General features: G+C 71.6%; 15 protein-coding genes. 9 read left to right on the plus strand and 6 right to left on the minus strand.

Translation table 11 applies throughout. The features are described 5' to 3' along the window. Position 1: 1 nt before the first annotated feature. The gene (locus ACIBK0_RS11510; RefSeq protein WP_399078172.1) at positions 2-523 is read right to left on the minus strand and encodes a septum formation initiator family protein; all 522 of its coding nucleotides are present in this window, start codon (positions 521-523) and stop codon (positions 2-4) included. Positions 524-545: 22 nt separating this feature from the next. Then, positions 546-1,502: a 16S rRNA (cytosine(1402)-N(4))-methyltransferase RsmH gene (gene rsmH, locus ACIBK0_RS11515; protein WP_399078174.1), complete on the minus strand. Its 957-nt coding sequence runs from the start codon at positions 1,500-1,502 to the stop codon at positions 546-548. 359 nt (positions 1,503-1,861) lie between these two features. On the opposite strand from rsmH, the gene ACIBK0_RS11520 reads away from it, so the two are divergent. The 4 genes from ACIBK0_RS11520 (at position 1,862) to ACIBK0_RS11535 (ending at position 7,525) form a co-directional block, all read left to right on the plus strand. Continuing rightward, positions 1,862-2,473 carry a beta-class carbonic anhydrase gene (locus ACIBK0_RS11520; RefSeq protein ID WP_399078176.1) on the plus strand — a complete coding sequence of 204 codons (612 nt, stop codon included), beginning with the start codon at positions 1,862-1,864 and terminating at the stop codon, positions 2,471-2,473. 263 nt (positions 2,474-2,736) lie between these two features. Next, complete coding sequence (locus ACIBK0_RS11525; RefSeq protein ID WP_399078178.1) at positions 2,737-3,774, plus strand: AAA family ATPase; 1,038 nt, start codon at positions 2,737-2,739, stop codon at positions 3,772-3,774. Then, positions 3,774-5,138 carry a DUF58 domain-containing protein gene (locus tag ACIBK0_RS11530; protein WP_399078180.1) on the plus strand — a complete coding sequence of 455 codons (1,365 nt, stop codon included), beginning with the start codon at positions 3,774-3,776 and terminating at the stop codon, positions 5,136-5,138. The genes ACIBK0_RS11525 and ACIBK0_RS11530 overlap by 1 nt, the downstream gene beginning before the upstream one ends. Beyond that, positions 5,135-7,525 carry a DUF3488 and DUF4129 domain-containing transglutaminase family protein gene (locus ACIBK0_RS11535; RefSeq protein WP_399078182.1) on the plus strand — a complete coding sequence of 797 codons (2,391 nt, stop codon included), beginning with the start codon at positions 5,135-5,137 and terminating at the stop codon, positions 7,523-7,525. The genes ACIBK0_RS11530 and ACIBK0_RS11535 overlap by 4 nt, the downstream gene beginning before the upstream one ends. A gap of 463 nt (positions 7,526-7,988) precedes the next feature. On the opposite strand, the gene ACIBK0_RS11540 is transcribed toward ACIBK0_RS11535, so the two are convergent. The 3 genes from ACIBK0_RS11540 to ACIBK0_RS11550 all read right to left on the minus strand — a co-directional run bounded on the left by ACIBK0_RS11540 (position 7,989) and on the right by ACIBK0_RS11550 (position 10,158). Further along, on the minus strand, positions 7,989-8,384 hold the full coding sequence (locus ACIBK0_RS11540; RefSeq protein WP_399078185.1) for a DUF3040 domain-containing protein: 396 nt from the start codon (positions 8,382-8,384) through the stop codon (positions 7,989-7,991). Positions 8,385-8,659: 275 nt separating this feature from the next. After that, a complete protein-coding gene (locus ACIBK0_RS11545) occupies positions 8,660-9,430 on the minus strand; it encodes a methyltransferase (protein WP_399078187.1) in 771 nt (256 codons plus the stop codon). Positions 9,431-9,618: 188 nt separating this feature from the next. Further along, positions 9,619-10,158: an SAV_6107 family HEPN domain-containing protein gene (locus tag ACIBK0_RS11550; RefSeq protein WP_399078189.1), complete on the minus strand. Its 540-nt coding sequence runs from the start codon at positions 10,156-10,158 to the stop codon at positions 9,619-9,621. Positions 10,159-10,352: 194 nt separating this feature from the next. On the opposite strand from ACIBK0_RS11550, the gene ACIBK0_RS11555 reads away from it, so the two are divergent. From ACIBK0_RS11555 to ACIBK0_RS11575, 5 genes are all read left to right on the plus strand, one after another. After that, positions 10,353-11,108, plus strand: a complete 756-nt coding sequence (locus tag ACIBK0_RS11555) for an ATP-binding cassette domain-containing protein (protein ID WP_399078191.1) — start codon at positions 10,353-10,355, stop codon at positions 11,106-11,108. Beyond that, the gene (locus ACIBK0_RS11560) at positions 11,080-13,164 is read left to right on the plus strand and encodes a YhgE/Pip family protein (protein ID WP_399078193.1); all 2,085 of its coding nucleotides are present in this window, start codon (positions 11,080-11,082) and stop codon (positions 13,162-13,164) included. The genes ACIBK0_RS11555 and ACIBK0_RS11560 overlap by 29 nt, the downstream gene beginning before the upstream one ends. Positions 13,165-13,199: 35 nt before the next feature. Continuing rightward, positions 13,200-13,829: a TetR/AcrR family transcriptional regulator gene (locus ACIBK0_RS11565; protein WP_399078195.1), complete on the plus strand. Its 630-nt coding sequence runs from the start codon at positions 13,200-13,202 to the stop codon at positions 13,827-13,829. Between the two features lie 380 nt (positions 13,830-14,209). Further along, positions 14,210-14,824, plus strand: a complete 615-nt coding sequence (locus ACIBK0_RS11570) for a DUF4126 domain-containing protein (protein WP_399078197.1) — start codon at positions 14,210-14,212, stop codon at positions 14,822-14,824. A 45-nt stretch (positions 14,825-14,869) separates the two neighbouring features. Further along, entirely contained in the window at positions 14,870-16,390 is a 1,521-nt protein-coding gene (locus tag ACIBK0_RS11575; RefSeq protein ID WP_399078199.1) for a phytoene desaturase family protein, read from the plus strand. Positions 16,391-16,460: 70 nt separating this feature from the next. Here ACIBK0_RS11575 and ACIBK0_RS11580 read toward each other — a convergent pair whose 3' ends face one another. After that, positions 16,461-17,462 carry a hypothetical protein gene (locus ACIBK0_RS11580; protein ID WP_399078201.1) on the minus strand — a complete coding sequence of 334 codons (1,002 nt, stop codon included), beginning with the start codon at positions 17,460-17,462 and terminating at the stop codon, positions 16,461-16,463. Between the last annotated feature and the right edge of the window lie 9 nt (positions 17,463-17,471).

Genomic DNA, 17,471 nt, shown 5'->3' on the forward strand with positions numbered 1-17,471 from the left:
GTCACCTGCCGGGGTTGGTGGAGGGCTGTGCGGACGGGGCGGGAGCCTGGAGGGCGGGCGCGGCCGCGGACGGCTGCGGGGCGGGATTCGGGGGCCGGCTCAGGGCGGAGGCGAGGACCTCGGGCGCGAGGATCATCGGGGTGGATGCGGAGGACCGCTGGGCGGGGGCTCCCGGGACGCCCTTGACGGTGCCGTCGGGGTTGAGGAAGGCCGGGTCGCCGCCGGGGACCATGCCCAGTTCGCGGGCGCGGCGCTGGAGGGCGTCGGGGGCGGAGTAGGCATCCACGTCCCGCTGCAGGGCCTGCTCCTCGTCGGTGAGGCTCTTGGTGTCCTTCTGGAGGTCGTCCAGGCGGAACGCTCCTTCGCTGAGCGCGGAGTTCAGCACGAGGAGCCCGATGAGACCGCCGCCGAGCAGGAGCACGACCAACAGGACGAAGGGGGTACGGGCCGCCTGTCCGGCACCGGCCGGCAGCAGCCGCGCGAGCCGGGCGGCCCGCCCCCTGAGCTCCGGTTTCCTGCTCACGCGCCCTCCCTCTCCCCGCGCCTCACTCGGCGTCCTCCCGGATGCGTTGCGCCCCCCGCAGCCGGGCGGGAGCCGCTCGCCGGTTCTCGGCGACCTCTTCCTCCGTGGGAAGTTCGGCACCGCGGGTGAGCAGCTTGAGGCGGGGCTGGTAGCGCTCGGGGACGACCGGCAGACCGGGCGGCGCGGTGGTGGCGGCGCCGGCCGCGAACACCTGCTTGACCAGCCGGTCCTCCAGCGAGTGGTACGACAGCACGGCGATGCGGCCACCGACGGCGAGCGCCTTCACGGCCGCCGGAATCGCCCTCTCCAGAACGCTGAGTTCGCCGTTCACCTCGATGCGCAGCGCCTGGAAGGTGCGCTTGGCGGGGTTGCCGCCGGTGCGCTTGGCCGCCTGGGGCAACGAGTCACGGATCAGCTCGACCAGCCGTGCGCTGTTGCTGAACGGCTCCTTCTCGCGTTCACGCACGATCGCGGACACGATCCGCTTGGCCTGCTTCTCCTCGCCGTACGCGCGCAGGATCCGCACCAGCTCGCCGGCCGGATAGGTGTTGAGCACCTCGGCCGCGCTGATGCCGGTCGTCTGGTCCATGCGCATGTCGAGCGGGGCGTCCTGCGCGTACGCGAACCCTCGGTCCGCCTCGTCGAGTTGCATCGAGGAGACACCGAGATCGAAGAGGACGCCCTGGACGCGGGGGATGCCCAGGCGGTCGAGCACGTCGGGGAGTTCGTCATAGACCGCGTGCACGAGGGTGGCGCGTTCGCCGAAGGGGGCGAGCCGCTCCCCGGAGAGCCGCAGCGCCTCCTTGTCGCGGTCGAGGGCCACGAGCCGGGCCTCGGGGAACCGGGCGAGCAGCGCCTCACTGTGACCGCCGAGTCCCAGGGTGCAGTCGACGACGACGGCTCCCGGCTCGGTGAGGGCCGGGGCCAACATGTCCAGGCACCGCTGGAGCATCACCGGGACGTGTCGACTCTGACTCAAGGGGCCCTCTCAGGTCCGGCGCGCCCGTACGCACCGCCGGGTCCCCGCCCGCTCGAGAAGGGGAGGCCTGCTGGCGCCGGGTGAGTGGCGTCAGCCGACCGGGAGCGGGAGGAGGCCGAGCCGTACGTACGCGCCGCGCACGCGGGGAGACGCCGGAAAATCGCCGGGTCTCCGGGGGATAACACCAGCAGGGAGAGCCTCGCCTCCCGCTTCGCGTCACTTTAGTCCACGGCGTCTCGCGGTCAATCAACCGGCATGCGCGTCGCGAGGCCCGACGCGTGCGAAGCGGTATATCGGAAAGAATCACCTGGAAGGGTGCACTTACGCCACCCGTGTGGGTTACCTCACAAGAGGACGCGATGACGTTGTTTTCCCGATCTCACAGCAGGACCGGACCCCACGTGACCAGTACCGTCATAGCTATGACGACTTCTGCATCCGTTCCCACTGAGCCCGAAGGCGCCATAGCCGATGGCGGCGCCGTCACAGACCGCCTCGTCGAGGCGAACGAGCAGTACGCCGCTGCCTTCACCGACCCCGGGATGGACGCCCGTCCCGTCCTCCACGTCGCGGTGGTGGCCTGCATGGACGCCCGCCTCGACCTGCACGCCGCACTCGGCCTGGAGCTGGGCGACTGCCACACCATCCGCAACGCGGGCGGCGTCGTCACCGACGACGTGATCCGCTCACTCACGATCAGTCAGCGGGCGCTCGGCACCCGCAGCGTGGTCCTCATCCACCACACCGGCTGCGGCCTGGAGTCCCTCACCGAGGACTTCCGGCACGAGCTGGAGATGGAGGTCGGCCAGCGCCCCGCCTGGGCGGTCGAGGCCTTCCGCGACGTCGAACAGGACGTACGGCAGTCGATGCAGCGCGTGCGGACCTCGCCGTTCCTCCCGCACACCGACGACGTACGCGGCTTCGTCTTCGACGTCAAGACCGGTCTGCTGCGCGAGATCGACCCCACCTGACCGGCTCCGCCGAACCCCGATCGCCCGCCGTCGGTGCCTCGTGGGACTCTCTCTTCACGAAAAACCCCGGCTTTCCGGCGCCCAAAGGGCCGTAAGACCTGACATATCGCGGCCAGTTATCCACAGGCGAGTGACACGAACCGGTAACGGCAACAAGAATGCGGGTGTGGCGTCACGCGGAACTATTCGCGCGTGGTGTCCGTGTTTCGGGGTGGGCCGGTCCGCACAGGGCGTCGGCCCGAGAACGGGCCGAGGAGGGCCGGGTGACGACCTATGACGATCGAGCGAGCCTTACGGATCTGACCGCCACTGTGGAGCGTGTCCGCAGTTCGGTGGAAGGAGTGATCGAAGGCAAGCCTGAGGTCGTACGGCTTTCGCTGACCGTGCTGCTCGCCGAGGGGCATCTTCTGATCGAAGATGTCCCCGGCGTCGGCAAGACCATGCTCGCCAAGGCATTGGCGCGGTCCATCGACTGCTCGGTGCGGCGTATCCAGTTCACGCCCGACCTGCTGCCCTCGGACATCACGGGTGTGTCCATCTGGGACCAGCAGCGCCGGGACTTCGAGTTCAAGCCGGGCGCGATCTTCGCCCAGATCGTGATCGGCGACGAGATCAACCGCGCCTCGCCCAAGACGCAGTCCGCGCTCCTGGAGTCGATGGAGGAGCGCCAGGTCACCATCGACGGGCAGACCTACGAACTGCCCAGCCCCTTCATGGTGGTGGCCACGCAGAACCCGGTCGAGATGGAAGGCACCTACCCGCTGCCGGAGGCTCAGCGCGACCGTTTCATGGCCCGCGTCTCCATCGGCTACCCCAGCGCGGACGCCGAGTTGCAGATGCTGGACATCCACGGCGGGGTGAACCCGCTGGACGACCTCCAGCCGGTGGCGCACGCGCACGAGATCGTGAAGCTGATCGACGCGGTCCGCACCGTCCATGTCGCCGACCCGGTGCGGCGCTACGCGGTGGACCTGGTCGCGGCCACGCGCACGCACCCCGACCTCAGACTCGGCGCCTCGCCGCGTGCCACGCTGCATCTGCTGCGCGCGGCGAAGGCGTCCGCCGCCCTCAGCGGCCGGGAGTTCGCATTGCCGGACGACGTCCAGGCGCTCGCCGTGGCGGTCCTGGCCCACCGCCTGCTGCCCACGGCCCAGGCGCAGTTGAACCGTCGTACGGCCGAGCAGGTCGTTCAGGAGATCCTGCAGCGCACCCCGGTGCCCGCGGCTCCCCAGCAGCAGGCAGGCTTCACGATGGGCCGCGGCGCCACCGCCTACGGCCAGCAGCCGCCCCGGAGGCTGTGATGGCGCAAGGGGGCACGGGGCACACCGCCGAGGAGGACAAGGGCGGGCTGCGCACCGCGCTCGCCGGACTCACCACGCGCGGGCGCTCCTTCCTGGCCGCCGGAGTCGCCGCCGCGATCTGCGCGTACGTCCTGGGGCAGAGCGATCTGCTCCGGGTCGGGCTGCTCCTCTCGGTCCTGCCGCTGGTCTGCGCGACCGTGCTGTACCGCACCCGCTACCGGGTCGCGGGCAGCCGCAGGCTCTCCCCCGCGCGCGTGCCCGCCGGTTCCGAGGCCCGCGTCCATCTGCGGATGGACAACGTCTCGCGGCTGCCCACCGGACTGCTGATGCTCCAGGACCGGGTGCCGTACGTGCTCGGTCCGCGGCCCCGGTTCGTCCTGGACAGGGTCGAGGCGGGCGGCCGCCGCGAGGTGTCCTACCGCGTGCGCTCGGACCTGCGCGGCCGCTATCCGCTGGGACCGCTGCAGCTGCGGCTCACCGACCCCTTCGGGATGTGCGAGCTGACCCGTTCCTTCTCGACGTACGACACCCTGACGGTCATCCCGCGCGTGGAGGCGCTGCCGCCGGTGCGGCTGACCGGCGAGGCGAAGGGGTACGGCGACGGACGGCAGCGCTCGCTGGCGCTGGCCGGCGAGGACGACATCATCCCGCGCGGGTACCGCTACGGCGACGACCTGCGCCGGGTGCACTGGCGCCTGACCGCGCGCTACGGCGAGTTGATGGTCCGCCGCGAGGAGCAGCCCCAGCGCTCCCGTTGCACGGTGCTGCTCGACACCAGGGGCATCGCCTTCCAGGGCGCGGGCCCGGACTCGGCCTTCGAGTGGGCCGTCTCGGGCACGGCGTCGACGCTGGTGCACATGCTCGAACGGGGCTTCTCGGTACGGCTTTTGACCGACACGGGCAGCTCGGTGCCCGGCGAGGGCGCCGACGGGTTCGCGGGCGCCAGCCAGGAATCGGCGGACGCGGCCGGGCTGATGATGGACACGCTCGCCGTCATCGACCACTCCGACGGCACGGGCCTGTCCCGGGCGTACGACGTACTGCGCGGTGGGAACGAGGGGCTGCTGATCGCCTTCCTCGGCGATCTGGACGAGGAGCAGGCGACGGTGCTCGGCAAGATGCGCCAGCGCAGCGGCGGGGCCGTCGCCTTCCTGCTGGACAGCGAGACCTGGGTACGGGAACCGACGGACATCCCCGGCCCGTTGGACCAGAGCGAGGACCGATTGCGCATGCTGCGCGAGGCGGGCTGGACCGCCGTGATGGTGCCGCGGGGGGCGGGGCTCGCCGACCTGTGGCGGAAGGCGGACCGACAGCGCACGCACATGGCGTCGACGGGGAGTACGGCGGGGGGTGACGGCTCATGAGCGGGCGCGCGCGACTGGCACTGTGCGCGGCGGCGGCCACGCTGATGGCTGCCTGCGCCCTGCTGCCGCTGGTCGACCCGGCGACCTGGATCTTCCAGGCCGCGTTCCTGCTGGCGATGCAGACCGCAGTGGGCGCGCTGACCCGGCGGGTTCCGCTGGCCCGGCCGCTGACCGTGGCGGTGCAGGCGCTGGTGACGCTGATGCTGCTCACGCTGTCCTTCGCCCGCCAGCAGGCCGTCGTCGGGATCGTCCCGGGCCCCGAGGCTTTCCACCGATTCGGAGTCCTGCTGCAGGCGGGCACCGACGACGTCGGGCGGTACTCGATTCCGGCGCCGCTGTCCGACGGCATCCGGCTGATGCTGGTCGGCGGCGTCCTGGTGATCGGGCTCGCGGTCGACGCGCTCGCGGTCACGTACCGCAGCGCGGCCCCCGCCGGACTGCCGCTGCTCGCGCTGTACTCGGTCGCCGCGGGGCTCTCCGGAGGCGGCGCCGCATGGCTCTGGTTCCTGCTCGCAGCCGCCGGCTATCTGATGCTGCTGCTGGCCGAGGGCCGCGACCGGCTCTCTCAGTGGGGCCGTGTCTTCGGCGGGGCGCCCCGCACACCGGGCCCCGATTCCGCAACCGGCGCCGTCGCACCGGTTCGCACCGGGCGGCGCATCGGCGCGGTCGCCCTGGGCATCGCCTTGGTGGTGCCGCTGGGCCTGCCCGCCCTCGACGGCGGTCTGCTGGGCCGCACGGGGACGGGCGTGGGCACGGGCTCCGGGGGCGGCGGCACGATCTCCGCGGTGAACCCGCTGGTCTCGCTCCGCGACAGCTTGAACGTGGACGAGGACCGCCAGGTCATGTCCTACCGCACCAACACCGACGACACCCAGGACCTGTATCTGCGGATCGTCTCCCTCGACGACTTCGACGGCACGGCCTGGAAGCCCGCCCAGCGGCACATCCAGGACGTGCCGGACACGCTCCCGACGCCGATCGGTCTCGGCAGCGACGTCCAGCGGGCCTCGATCCTGACCCGTATCTCGGCGGCCGACTGGTACGCGCAGGACTGGCTCCCGATGCCGTACCCGGCCAGCCAGGTGAAGATCAAGGGCAGCTGGCGGTACGAGCCCGTGGGGCGCACGCTCGTGGGAGACCGCGGCCAGAACACGCGCGGCGCGCAGTACGAGGTCACGAGCCTGATCGTGCAGCCGACGGCAGCACAGCTCGCGAGCGCGCCGGAGCCGTCGGCGGCGCTGAAGAGCGAGTTCACCAAGGTGCCGGGGTCGTTGCCCCCGGTGGTCGCGGCGACCGCGCGCAAGGTCACCGAGGGCTCGACCAACCACTACGAGCAGGCGGTCAAGCTCCAGGACTACTTCGCCGTCAGCGGCAACTTCCGGTACGACACCCAGGTGCAGGTCGGCAGCGGCTCCGCCGCGATCGCGCGCTTCCTGAAGGAGAAGGAGGGCTTCTGCGTCCACTTCTCCTTCGCGATGGCCGCGATGGCCCGGACGCTGGGGATACCGGCCCGCGTGGCGGTGGGCTTCACACCGGGCACCCCGCAGGCCGACGGTTCGATGTCGGTGGGGCTGCGGGACGCGCACGCCTGGCCCGAGCTTTACTTCGAGGGAGTGGGCTGGACCCGCTTCGAGCCCACCCCGAACCGTGGCACGGTGCCGCAGTACACCCAGACGGACACACCCGGCACCGATGTACCGAACGTGCCGAAGCCGACGCTTTCGTCCTCCACGGCGCCCTCCGCCGCGCCGTCGACCAGCGAGAGCTGCACGGCGCAACAGCGGAAGCTGGAGGCGTGCCCGAGCGAGTCCTCACTGGCGGCGGTGGGTTCCCACGACGACAGCTGGCCGTGGTTCAAGATCCTTGGGATTGCCTTGGCAGGCCTCCTGATCCTGGGAGTGCCGCTGCTGCCGATGCTGTGGCGGATCCGGATGCGCTCCGTTCGGCTCGGCGGGCACGGCCGCACCGATGCGGACGCGGCGGCGTACACGCTGGGGGCCTGGCAGGAGGTGACCGATACGGCGTGGGACTACGGGATCGCGCCGGACGAGTCGCAGACGCCGCGCAAGGCCGCCGCGCGGATCGTCCGTCTCGGCGGTCTCGATCCGACGGCGTCGGACGCGGTGCACCGGCTGGCCGCGGCTGTGGAGCAAGTGCTCTACGCACCGCATCCGCGACCGGTGGCGGGCCTCGCGGACGACGCGCGGCGCATTGCGGACGCCCTGCGCACCTCCGCGAGCCGCGCCGGCCGCCTGCGCGCCCTCCTCGCGCCCCGCTCGGCCATCCGCGTGGTCTGGGCCGCCTCGGCCCGCTGGACGACGCTCAGGGCCCGCCTGGCGGCCCGAAGGGAGACCCTGCTACGCCGCCCTTCGGGCCAGAACGGCTGACCGCCGGGTAACGTCCTCCGGCCCCTGTCCCGACCCGGGGCGGGGGCCGTGGGCTTACCACCACCACACTCGCCGCTCGCGCGCCGACGGCTGCATCGGGGCAGCCGTCGACCGCCGGCGCCGTGCGCGTGCGCTTCCGTCACCGCTACCGCTGTGGGCAGTCGTCCCGCGGGGCAGGACGGGTGGGCGCAGCCACCAGCGCCGGGTGCCGTTGCAGCGAAGGTCCCCCGCGCCGTGGCTGGGGTAGGGGCGGGTCGCGCAGCCCCGCGCTTACGGGGTGCCGCTGTGCCCACCCGTGCCGCCCCTGGCGGCACGGGTGGGCACAGCTACGACGGCTGAGACGGCACCGGCGACCACAAGACAGCTACGGCGCCGGGGGCTTCGGGGCATACGCGAGGGGGTGTCCGCCCGGGTCGGGCGGACACCCCCTCGTAGGATGTCTTCGGTTGCGGCGCTCGGAGGGCTAGTGGCCCTGTTCGTCGCGGCGACGCTGCCAGCGTTGTTCGATGCGGTCCATCAGGGAACGGCGCTGTCGGCCCTGGCGGCGAGCGGCGGGGGTGCCGGGCGCTGCCGGCTGTTCACCCGGCTTGGGAGCCTTGCGCCAACCGGTGACGGCAAGCACCGCACAGCCCAGCATGACGAGGAATCCCACCACACTCAGCCAGATCTGAACTGCGACCATTCCGGCCATGAGGAGCGCGATACCCACCAGGAAGCCCGCGACCGCCTGGTATACCCGTCGTCGGGTGTACGTACGCAGCCCGCTTCCCTCAAGCGCTGTCGCGAACTTGGGATCTTCGGCGTACAGCGCTCGCTCCATCTGCTCGAGCATTCGCTGCTCGTGCTCCGAGAGCGGCACGGAGTCCTCCTCATCGTGCAGTCGCCGGGGCGACCGGGGGTCCCCTTCAGGATAGGCAGGGAATCGCCCCCGTGAAACCCGCCCCTCTACGCCAATTCGCCAACCGGAACCCGCCATGGCACCCCGATCCACTGGGGCGTGCATTCCCCAGCGAACGGTCCGTCATGCCGGACGGTCTCCCTCGATCATACGGCGCCGAGCACCCGATCGGGGGGTCTGTGGCGTACTCCATCTGCCGCCAAGCCCCTGATCAGCGGCGCACCACGGGAGGCGGCTCAGCCCTCGGCAGCCCCCTGGGCCTCACCGAGCACATGGAGCTGCGTCGCCACGGAGTGGAACGCGGCGAGCTCGGCGGCCGCCGCTTCCAGCTTCAGCAGTGCTTCCAGGGCCCCCGGTTCGGTGTCCACGAGCACCCCCGGAACCAGGTCGGCGAAGACCCGGACACCGTGTACGGCAGCGACGCGAAGGCCGGCGCCCTCGACCAGGGCGGTGAGCTGATCGGCCGTGAAGCGGTGGGGTACGGGATCACCCTCGCCCCAGCGTCCGTCCGGGTCATCGAGCGCCTGCCTGGCCTCGTTGAAGTGCCCGGCCAGGGCGCGGGCCAGCACGGCTCCGCCCAGGCCCGCGGCGAGGAGGCTGAGCACTCCCTCGGGGCGCAGCGCGTCCACCACGTTGCGCACGCCCTCGGCCGGGTCGTCCACGTATTCCAGGACGCCGTGGCACAGCACCACGTCGTAGCCACCACGGCCGACCACGTCGAAGAGACCGTGCGCATCGCCCTGGACGCCCTGCACGCGGTCGGCGACGCCGGCCTCGGCGGCCCGGCGCTCCAGCGCGAACAGCGCGTTCGGGCTGGGGTCGACGACCGTGACTCGGTGGCCGAGGCGGGCCACCGGCACCGCGAAGTTGCCGCTGCCGCCCCCGGTGTCGAGTACGTCGAGGGACTCCCGCCCCGTGGCCTTGACCCGGCGGTCCAGGGCGTCCTTGAGGACCTCCCAGACCACGGCGGTACGGAGAGAAGCGCGGGGGCGCATCGGGTCCGACACGGCAGTTGACTCCTCGGCGCGGCACCGCCTCTTGCACGGCGGAGCATTCTTCGGGGCCTCCCGGTGGGAAGGCCGCGGGCGCCTCCACCCTATTGCCTCCGCCGCAGTGGCCGATCCTCCGTCTCACGCGGCGGATCGCGTGGTGGGCGCACGGTCGCCGATACGTCGCCGCGCGGCTCCCGCACCGGTCAGCCCGCGTCCGGCACCTCCCGGTCCGCACCCTGTCGGGGCTGGGGCAGCACGGGCTGCAGCACGAGCATCCGCTCGACGAGGCGCAGGAACATCGCCACGTCCCGTATCAGGTCATCGGCATCGCGGCTGCCGGCCGCGCCCTGGATGCCCGCCTCTGCGCGGGCGCGGCGGGTGGCTCCGGAGGCGAACAGGGCGCTCCACTCGGTGAGTTCGGGCGCGATTTCGGGGAGCACTTCCCAGGCGCTCCGGATCCGGGCCCGGCGTCGCGCCGTGGGCTCCGGGCGGCCCCGCGCGGCAAGGACGGCGGCGGCGGTGCGCAGGGCGGCCAAGTGGGCCGTCGCATACCGCTCGTTGGGTGTTTCGAGGGCCGTCGCCTCGTCGAGTCCGGCGCGTGCCTGGGCGAGCAGTTCGAGGGCGGCGGGCGGGGCCGTGGCCCGGCGCAGCACGGGGTGCACGTCGCTCGCCGGGCCGGTCAGTGAGGGGGCAGGGCCGGTGGCGCGGCGCCGGTGGGCGGCGGCTGCGGAAGAGCTGGCCATGACGAACCTCCTGTCGTCTGTGTGACGGCACTGTGGCCGTATGTGCCCATCGTGAGGTATGCCACTGACAATCCGTTCTGACCTGGCCTTTTGCTTCGATCGTAGGTTCGGGTCTTTTGCTTCGACCGTAGGTTCGGGTTAGTTTTTGCACTGACCAGTCAGTTCAAAAGTAGTTCCAGGGGAATGGGGAAGCTGTGGACAGTCCACACGGACTGGGCGTCACGGCCGAGGACTTCGGACTCGAGGGGCCCCGCGGCTGGGCGTTCCGCGGAGTCTTCGTCGACGCGGAGCCCGGCTCGCTGATCGCGATCGAGGGGCCCTCGGGATCCGGCCGTACGTGCCTGCTGCTTGCGCTCACGGGCCGGATGAAGCCGACCGAGGGGACGGCCACCGTGGGCGGGGGGAGGCTGCCGAAGCAGATGGCCGCGGTGCGCCGGGCGAGCGCGCTCGCACACGTGCCTGGCGTCACGGACCTCGACCCGGCCCTGACCGTCGGGGAGCACCTGAGTGAACGGGCGCTGCTGCAGCGGCGGTTCCGAGGTTCGCTGCGGGGACTGCTACGACCTCGCGCCGAGCGAGTGACCGAGGCGAAGCTGCGGATCGACACCGCTCTGGCCGCCGCTGGGCTCGACCAGGAGTCCCTGCCCAAGGGCTCCCGGACCGCCGTACGCGACCTGGAGCGACTCGAAGCCCTGCGGCTGTCCGTCGCGCTGGCCCTCATCGGCCGGCCGGGTCTGCTCGGCGTCGACGACACCGACCTCAAGCTCTCCGACGCCGAACGGGATGATGCCTGGGCCCTGTTGAAGTCGCTCACCGAGTCCGGCACCACCGTCGTGGCGGTGTGCAGCGAGGCCCCCCAGGGCGCCACCGTCGTCAACCCCCAGAAGAACCAGCAGCACAACGAGCAGAAGGAGACGGCCGATGCGCTCGCCGAAACTGGCCGCGCTTGAGCTCAGGCGCTTCGGCCGAGGCAAGCTCCCGCGTGCCGCGCTGGCCGCGCTCCTGTTGCTGCCGCTGCTGTACGGCGCCCTCTACCTGTGGTCGTTCTGGGACCCGTACGGCCGCCTGGACCGCATCCCCGTGGCACTCGTGAACGACGACAAGGGGGCGAGCGTCGCGGGCAAGAAGATCGCGGCGGGCGACGACATCACCAAGGGGCTGCGCGACAGCGACACCTTCGAGTGGCACGAGGTGAGCGCCGCCGAGGCCCGTAAGGGCGTCGAAGACGGCACGTACTACCTGTCGCTGACCATGCCGGGCGACTTCAGCGAGCGGATCGCCTCCAGCTCCGGGGACACACCGGAGACGGGCGCGCTCCAGGTGCGTACGAACGACGCGAACAACTACATCGTCGGGCAGATCTCCCGGACGGTGTTCAGCGAGGTGCGCACGGCCGCTTCCACCAAGACCTCGCGGTCCTTCCTCGACAAGATCTTCATCTCGTTCTCGGACATCCACGGGGCGACCGAGAAGGCCGCCAAGGGCGCCGACACGCTCGAGGGCGGGATCGGCAAGGCGAAGAAGGGCTCCAAAGATCTCGCGGACGGCCTGAAGGAGGCCAAGAAGGGCAGCGGAAAGCTTTCCGGGGGCCTGAAGAAGCTCAACAAGGGCGCGGGGGACCTGGAGGACGGTTCGCGGCAGGTCGCGGACGGCACGCGGTCGCTGGCCGACAAGGTCAACGGGGTCGCGGGCAAGGTGGGCCCCTTCCTGAAGGACAACGAGAAGTCGATCGGCGACACGGCTCAGCTCGTCGCCGACTCCGCCGCGGGGATCCGCCACAACCTCGACACCCTGGTGGAGACGGCCCCGGCCGCGGCCAAGAGCGCCCACACGGCCTCCACCGCGCTGAATGCCGTCTACAAGGCGCGCTGCGAGACCCTGCCGCTCCCCGACGCCGCGTGCCCCGACCTGAAGAAGGCCAAGGAGGCGGCCGCGGACGTGGCCCAGGTCGCCGACGACGTGAACACGCTGATCGACGACCAGAACGGCGATCTCGAAAAGCTCGACAAGAACCTGGCCACGCTCCAGAAACAGGCCCAGGCTCTCGCCGACCGCTCACCGCATCTCTCCGAGGACCTCGACGACGCCGTCTCCAAGATCAACAAGCTGAACGAGGGTGCCGAGAAGGTCGCCAAGGGGAGCAAGAAGCTGCACACCGGGCTCGGCACGGCCAAGACCGGCGCGGCGGACCTGGACACGGGCGTCGGCAGGCTGAAGACGGGCGCGAGCGACCTCGACGGGGGGATGTACAAGCTCGTGGGCGGCTCCGGGAAGCTCGCCGGCGGACTGCACGACGGCGCCGATCAGATCCCCGACTACGACAAGCAGGACCGCGACCAGCGCACCCAGGTCATGGCCGACCCCGTACAGCTCGCCTCCAGGGACCTGCACAAGGCCCCGAACTACGGCACCGGCTTCGCCCCGTACTTCATCCCGCTGTCCCTGTGGGTGGGCGCGATGGTGGCGTACATGCTGATCCAGCCGCTCAACCGGCGTGCGCTCGCGGCGAGCGCCTCGGCCTGGCGCATCGCGCTGGCGGGCTGGCTGCCGGTGGCCGCCGTGGGCGTACTGCAGACGGCGGCCCTGATGTCCGTGCTCCACTGGGCGATCGGCCTGGAGATGGCGCGGGCGGCCGGGGCAGTTGGCTTCCTGTTCCTGGTGACGGCGTGCTTCGCGGCGATCGTGCAGTGGCTGAACGCACGCTTCGGAGCGGCGGGCCGGATCCTCGTGCTCGCCCTCCTGATGCTCCAGCTGACGTCGGCGGGTGGCACGTACCCCGTCCAGACCAGTCCGGGCTTCTTCAACGCGATCCACCCCTTCTTGCCGATGAGTTACGTCGTCGAGGCCCTCAGGAGGCTCATCACGGGCGGCGGCCTCGGCCCGGTGTGGCAGGCGTGCGCCGTCCTGGTGGCCTTCACGGCGGGCGCCCTCGCGCTCACCGCCCTGTCCGCGCGCCGCAAGCAGGTGTGGACCCTCGACCGGCTGCACCCGGAGCTGAGCCTGTGACGGTCCACGCAGCGGCTCCTGTGACAATCGGGGCCATGGAAAGCAGCAGCACCACGGCGAGCGGCGGCGGCCGTCGCGAGGCGACCCGACAGAAGCTCTACGAGGCAGCCGTCACCCTGATCGCCGAACAGGGCTTCTCCGCCACCACGGTGGACGAGATCGCCGAGCGCGCCGGGGTCGCGAAGGGCACGGTCTACTACAACTTCGCGAGCAAATCGGTCCTCTTCGAAGAGCTGCTGCGGCACGGCGTGGGACTGCTCACCGCCTCTCTCCGGGAGGCGGCCGAGAAGACCGCGCGCAACGGCGGCAGCAAGGTCGACGCGCTGGACGCGATGATCCGGGCCGGGCTCGTCTTCATCGACCGCTACCCGGCTTTCACCCAGCTGTACGTGGCCGAGCTGTGGCGCACCAACCGGACCTGGCAGTCCACACTGATGGTGGTCCGGCAGGAGGCCGTCGCGGTGGTCGAGGACGTGCTGCGCGACGGTGTGGCCAACGGTGAGCTCAGCGACGAGATCGACATCCCACTGACGGCGTCCGCGCTGGTCGGCATGGTTCTGGTGGCCGCCCTGGACTGGCAGGCCTTCCAGCCGGAGCGCTCCTTGGACGACGTCCACGCGGCGCTGTCCCGGCTGCTCCAGGGGCGCGTCAGCGGCAACCGCTGAGCCGGGACGCGCAGCGCGTACGAAAGCGCCGGTCCGATGTGGCCGCGTCCCCCGCGGGCCACCTCGAACCGGCGCTTCGCCGTACTCCCCCGTGCCTCCCCATACCCCCCGTTGGGCCCCCGTTCGGTCGTCCCCCGGGTTCCCCCGTGCCTCGCTCCCGCCGACCGTGTCGGCGGAAGGAGCGGCCAAGGGCGCGAGATCCGTTCCGCCGCCCCGTGTCGGCGGTACCGGAACCGCGCCCTCTTCCGTGCCTCCACTCTCCCGTTCGCGCAGGTCGGGCCCATCCGCGCGGGTACTCATCTCACTCACTAGGTACGGATACTCAGTCCTGCGCACTCATGCCCAGGGCGCACCGTTGTCGACTGGTTACGATCGCGTCCGTGTCCGTACTCCCTCTGGTCTTCACCAGCGGCTGGGCCAGCGGCATCAACGCGTATGCGGTGGTGTTGCTCCTCGGCGTCTTCGGCGCGACCGGTCTGAGCGACGACGTCCCGGAGTCCCTTCAGCGCCCTGAGATCCTGGTCACAGCGGGCGTTCTCTTCCTCTGCGAGGCGGTCGCCGACAAGATCCCGTACGTGGACTCGGTGTGGGACTCGGTGCACACCGTGATCCGGCCGGTGGCAGGCGCCTGGGTCGGGGCGCTGCTCGCCGGGCAGAGTGGTTCGCTCTCGGATCTGGCCGCGGGCGCGATCGGCGGTTCGACGGCGCTCGCGAGTCACACCGTCAAGGCCGGGACACGGATGGCGATCAACACCTCGCCGGAACCGTTCAGCAACTTCGTGATGAGCACCGCCGAGGATCTCGGCGTCGCCGGGATCCTCACCTTCGCGATGTTCCACCCCGAGGCGGCGGCGGTCATCGCGGGCGTCCTGCTGCTCGCCGGCCTTGTGGTGCTCTTCTTCCTCGTCTCGCGGATCAGACGGTTCCTGCGCCGCCGGGCGCAGCGCCGGGAGGAGAAACGGCTGGCGGCGCGGACGGGCGCACCATCCGACTGACCTCCGCGGACGGGACTGTCGGTGGCGGCCGATAAAGTCCCGGGCATGGCACGAATTGCGGTGATCGGCGCCGGGATGGGCGCGATGGCGGCCGCCGCCCGGCTGGCCGTCGCGGGCCACCGGGTGGTGGTGTACGAGCGCGCGGCGACGTACGGCGGTGCGGTGCGCCGCTTCGAGCGCGAGGGCTTCGCCTTCGACACGGGCCCGGGGCTGCTGCCGCTGCCCGCGGTCTACCGCGACCTGTTCGTCAAGACGGGCAAGCAGCCGCTGGAGGAATGCGTCGAGCTGGTCCAGGTGGACCCCTCGTCCCGGCATCTCTTCGCCGACGGCACGCAGGTGTCCCTGCCGAACGCCTCGCGCGCCGGAGTCGTCACCGCGCTGGACGAAGCCCTCGGAACGGGCGCGGGCAAGCGGTGGGGCGACTTCCTGGTGCGCGCCCGCGAAGCCTGGGACCGCACGCGCCGACCGCTCCTGGAGGAGCCGCTGTGGCCCAACTGGCAGGTGCTCGCCGACCGTGAGCCCTACCCCTCGGTCCCGCACAAGAAGCTGCTGCGCACCCGCAGGGCCACCACCCTCGCGGAGGTCGCCGCCTGGGAGCTGCGCGATCCACGCCTCGCGGCCCTCCTGGAGAGCCACGCCCTCGCGTGCGGGCTCGATCCGCGCACCACCCCGGCCGCCGCAGCCGTGCTGCCCTACATGGAGCACGCCTTCGGCACCTGGTATGTGCGCGGGGGCATAGGAGAGTTGGCGCGCGCGGTGTACGAGCGGTGCCTCGCCCGCAGAGTCGAGTTCCGCTTCGATGCCTCGGTCGAGCGGATCGTCGAGAAGGACGGCCGGGCGGCGGGCGTGGAACTCGCTGGGGGCACCTCCCAGGCGTTCAGTGGGGGTGGCACGGTCGAGGACGCCGACTTCGTGGTCGCGGGCGTGGCGCCCGGCGTGCTGGACAGCCTCGTCCCGGGGACGGCGCTGCGCGGGGCCGGCGAGGTCGCGCCGCAGCACGGGGCGCCGAGCCGGCTGACCGTACTCCTGGCGTTGCGCGGTGGCCGGCCCGAGGGCGTGGCGCATCGGACGGTGGTCCACACGGCCGACCGCGAGGACGAGTTGGGCCGGCTCTTCGGTGAGCACCCGGGACTCCCGGCCGCGCCCACCGTCATGGTGTCGCGCCCCGACGACCCCGCGCTGGTACCGGACGCCGAGCACGAAGCGGCCACGCTGACCGTCACCGTGCCCTCGGGCCTTGCGGTGTCCGAGTCGGAGGTGGAGCGGGTCCTGGACGTCGCCGAGCGCGCCATACCCGGCCTCCGCGACCGCCTGCTGTGGCACGAGGTCCGCACCCCGGCCGACATCGCGGAGACCACCGGCGCGGACGGCGGCGCGGTGCCCGCCCCGGCGCTCGCCGCGGCGGACGGCCGTCTGCTGCACCCTTCGAACGGCACCCGTATGCCGGGGCTGTTCGCGGCGGGCGGCTGGGCGCACCCCGGCGGCGGGCTCCCGCATGCGGGCATGTCGGGAGCGCTGGTGGCCGGGCTGATCGTCGAGGGGCCGGAGTTCCGGGGCTCGCAGTGAGCATGCCGGTGCGCTGCCGGAGCGGCGGTCGCCCGGGCGGCGAGGGTCTCAGCGGTCCAGGCGGCGGGCCTCAGTAGCGGTACTGCTCGTCGTACCCCGTGCCGTTGCCGTTCCCCTGGTACGGATAGGGCTGCTCGGGCGGGAGTTCGCCGCCGTACGGGTCGTCGGTGGTGCGCTGCTGCGGCACCCAGACACCGCCGGCCGGGGTCTCGCCGCCGTAGGTGCCGGTGGCGTACTGATCCTGACCGTAGCCATGCTGCTGCGTGTACTGCTGCTGGTCGCCGCCGTACGTGGTGTCGTACGAGGTACCGGTGTAGGTCTGCGTGCCGTTGTACGGGTCGGAGTAGGCGGCGTACTGCTGCTGGCCGTTGCCGTAGGCGTACTGCTGCTGGTCGTAGCCGGCGTAGCTGTCGTACGCGTAGGCCTGCTGGTCCTGGTTGTGCCCGGCCGTCGCGTAGGCCTGCTGGTCCTGGTTGTGCCCGGCCGTCGCGTAGGCCTGCTGGTCCTGGGACTGGGCGGCGCCGGCGTAGGACTGGTCTGCGGCGCCCGCGTACGAGGCGCCGCTGTAGATGCCGTACGAGCCGGTGTCGTCGGGCAGCGGCTGCGGCTCGTACACGGCGGTGGTCTCGGCGGCCGCGGGCTGACCGGAACCCTGCGGCATGAACCGGTCGGACGACGCGGGCGAGAAGACGTCGTCCTCTCCGGCGTACTCGTCGTCCTGCTGATGGGCGGCGCCGTCGGTCGCTTCGAGGTCGGAGACCTCCAGCGTCGGGTCCTGGTACTCCGGTTCGCCGCGGCGGCGCTTGCTGGGCGCGGAGCGGCCATTGAGGGCCCAACCCTGGGCAAAACCACGGCGGAACGACAGGGTGACGTACGTCTGGCCGACCGCGAAGGCGGCCGCGCCCAGGCCGATGACGACCACGGAGGGCATCAGCACACCGAGGACCACACCGAGGAAGCCGACGAAGGCGAGCAGTCGGTAGCGCAGCCGCGCCTTGTACTGCAGCAGCACCTCGCCGAGCAGCCACAGCGCGACAATGCCGAACGCGATATAGAGGACCGTCCAGCCCATGTACGCCCC

Source organism: Streptomyces sp. NPDC050564 (genome assembly GCF_044457265.1).
Classification (GTDB): Bacteria; Actinomycetota; Actinomycetes; order Streptomycetales; family Streptomycetaceae; genus Streptomyces.

Bases quoted from the DNA above. Each gene is read 5' to 3' on its own strand.
- ACIBK0_RS11550 (WP_399078189.1), bottom strand. From the start codon at position 10,158: ATGGCCAGCTCTTCCGCAGCCGCCGCCCACCGGCGCCGCGCCACCGGC.
- ACIBK0_RS11520 (WP_399078176.1), top strand. From the start codon at position 1,862: ATGACGTTGTTTTCCCGATCTCACAGCAGGACCGGACCCCACGTGACC.
- ACIBK0_RS11575 (WP_399078199.1), top strand. From the start codon at position 14,870: ATGGCACGAATTGCGGTGATCGGCGCCGGGATGGGCGCGATGGCGGCC.
- ACIBK0_RS11560 (WP_399078193.1), top strand. From the start codon at position 11,080: ATGCGCTCGCCGAAACTGGCCGCGCTTGAGCTCAGGCGCTTCGGCCGA.
- ACIBK0_RS11535 (WP_399078182.1), top strand. From the start codon at position 5,135: ATGAGCGGGCGCGCGCGACTGGCACTGTGCGCGGCGGCGGCCACGCTG.
- ACIBK0_RS11580 (WP_399078201.1), bottom strand. From the start codon at position 17,462: ATGGGCTGGACGGTCCTCTATATCGCGTTCGGCATTGTCGCGCTGTGG.
- ACIBK0_RS11565 (WP_399078195.1), top strand. From the start codon at position 13,200: ATGGAAAGCAGCAGCACCACGGCGAGCGGCGGCGGCCGTCGCGAGGCG.
- ACIBK0_RS11530 (WP_399078180.1), top strand. From the start codon at position 3,774: ATGGCGCAAGGGGGCACGGGGCACACCGCCGAGGAGGACAAGGGCGGG.